Genomic DNA, 2,526 nt, shown 5'->3' with positions numbered 1-2,526 from the left:
CCTCCGGGTCGGGAGCGACCTGGTCGACCCCGCCTGCTAGAACACGCGGCGCGGGGTCGACCAGGTCGCTCCCGACCCGGAGGAGCGCCACACCATGTGTAGCTCGTCGCCGACGCGGGCGAGGACCTCCAGGTGGCCGTCGAAGTTGCTCTGGATCATCGAGACGGCGTCGACCTTGCCCAGGGCGGCGGCGAACGGGCGCGGCCCGCTCCAGAACGGCGTCGGCGCGCTGTTGTTCCGGTAGTAGTGGATGAGCCCGCCGCCGGCGGCGGGGACGACCACCTCGAAGTTCCGTGCGCCGTCGGCGAAGGTGCTCTGGATCAGCGCCGGGTTGCCCGCCACGCCCTGGCCGAATTCGGGCCCGGTCCGCCACACCGCGGCGTTGTCCCGGGTCAGGTGCACCAGCCGGCTGCCGACCCGGGCGACGGCCTCGAGCATGCCCGGACCACCGCCGAGGGTGCCGTGGATGAGGCTGACCGCGTCGACCCGGCCCAGGTTCGCGCCGAACAGCCGTGGCGTGCTCCAGGGGTAGCCGTAGACGTCGTGGTTGCGCCACAGGTGCAGGATGCCGACGTCCGCGGCCGGGATGAGCAGCTCGAAGTTGCCCTTCGCCCCCAGCCGGCTCTGGACGAGCGAGGGCACCCCGCTGACGCCCTGGGTGAGCTGCTTGGGGTCGTGCCAGGCGAACGCCCCGGTGCTGTCGCGCCACAGGAAGTGCAGCACCGAGCCGACCCGGACGGCGACCTCCAGTGGCCCGGGGGTGGCCAGGGTGCTCTGGACCATGGTGAGGGCGTCGACGCGGCCGAGGCCCTGCGCGGTCTGCCACGGGTCGCGCCAGGGGAAGCCGGCGGCGTCGTTGTCCCGCCACAGGTGGGTGATCCCCGCGAACGTCGACGGCACGACGACGTCGAAGTTGCCGGCGGTGCCGAGGCCCTTCGACTGGACCAGCGCCGGATTGCCGCCGACTCCGTGGCCCCAGCCGATGTGGCTGGGGGTGTACCGGCACAGCGCGAAGCTGTTGGAGCGCATCAGGCAGTCCACCGGCGCCGGGGCGCACGAGTCGCAGTTGCCGTTCGGGGCGGCGAACGCGCCCCACTGGCCGCCGCAGTCGCAGCCGGCGCCGCCGTACTCGTCCGGGGCGCCGAAGATGTGCCCGGTCTCGTGGGTGAAGACGCGGTCGATGTTGTCCGGGCCCCAGCCGTCGTTGGCGTACGACATGACGATCCGGGGGCCGCCGACCGACGAGTAGGCGAAGTAGCCCAGCGGGTACTTGGTGAAGAACGCGCAGTAGGCCCACTGGGTGCCGAGCCGGGCGCGCAGCGCGTCGACGTAGTCGTAGACGCCGTCGAAGGTGGCCGCGTAGCCGAGCCGACCCATCGTCGGGTCCCGCCAGAGGGCCTCCAGATCGGTCGCCTTCGGGTCCGCCGGCACGGGCAGGCGCACGATCTGGATGTCGTAGTGGAACGTGAGGTCGGCCGCCGGGTTCGTGGTGGCGTACCAGGACAGGCCGTTCTGCACCTCGGCCACGACCTTGGTCCGCTCGGCCGCCGTGAACTGGAGATCGGCGGTCGGCCCCTCGACGAGGATCAGGCCGACGGCGACGGCGCCTTCCAGCTTCGAGCTGGTGGGGGAGCCCGCGGTGCCGCCCGCGGTGCCGGCGGTCGAGCTGGCGTCGGCTGCGCCCGCCGCGGTCAGCGTCATCAGTGGGCTCTGCAGGTCGGACCGGCCGTTGGCGGCGGCGAGTGGGGCCGAGTGGTCGGGATCCGGCCCGGTGGATCCCCGCGGCGGCGGGACGTCGGTGCAGGGCCGGTCCATGTCCCACGGATGGCCGTCACGGGGGCGGTCCTGCTTGAGCCGGCGGTAGGCGGTGCTGGCGCGCAGCCGGAAGGCGTCCAGACCCAGCGTCTCCGCCCGGTTCAGGCCGGGGGAGACGCCCGTGGTCGACACCACGCTGCCGTCGGCCGGGGGCAGCAGGCCCGCGCCGGTACGGGCCGCGAGCAGCCCCGCGCCACCGGGCGCGCCGTCCCGCGGGCGGCCGAGTACCTGGACTCGGCCGTAGCGGTGCAGGGTCCATTCACCGCCGGTGACGGTGGGTGCTTCGTCGCCGGACGCCGGGTGGTCACTGTCGGCCGGGTCGGACGCGCCGGCCCCTGCGAGAGCCGCCCGCAGCGAACGGCCGCCCACCGGGCCGGTCGGGGTGATCAGGGCGCGTTCGTCGACCGGTACGTCCCCCGCCATGCGTGATCGTTTTCCCTTCGGTGAGGAATGGCTGTGCGGAGTTGTATCGTGTTGCGGCGTTGTTGTGTTGGCTTTTGCGGAAGCAAGCGTCGGGCGTGCTGATCCGACTTATTAGTCCCGGTTTGTCCCCATAGTGTCCGCACGGAGCCCCGGGCGGGCGGGATGTTCGGCCATGGGCGGAGGGCCGGAGCTGGCCGAAGGCCGCGCGGGCCGCCGCGTCCGGCGGTCGCCGGCAGGCCAGCCGACCGCCGGCGGGAGTGTCATCGCTCGGGTGGGAAGGGGGTCTGC

At 73.2% G+C, this 2,526-nt stretch carries 1 protein-coding gene; it reads right to left on the bottom strand.

All coding sequences use genetic code 11. The features are described from left to right. Window positions 1–36: 36 nt before the first annotated feature. The gene (locus tag NBZ85_RS30165; RefSeq protein ID WP_261557871.1) at window positions 37–2,238 is read right to left on the bottom strand and encodes a DUF8189 domain-containing protein; all 2,202 of its coding nucleotides are present in this window, start codon (window positions 2,236–2,238) and stop codon (window positions 37–39) included. Window positions 2,239–2,526: the final 288 nt, after the last annotated feature.

The sequence above is a fragment of the Frankia tisae genome (genome assembly GCF_025403405.1).
Classification (GTDB): Bacteria; Actinomycetota; Actinomycetes; order Frankiales; family Frankiaceae; genus Frankia; species Frankia tisai.
Note: the sequence above shows the minus strand (reverse complement) of the source record. Positions and strands in the feature narration are given on the sequence as shown.

What these genes read in the sequence shown, in the direction of transcription:
- NBZ85_RS30165 (WP_261557871.1), bottom strand. Translation starts at nt 2,238, where the DNA reads ATGGCGGGGGACGTACCGGTCGACGAACGCGCCCTGATCACCCCGACC.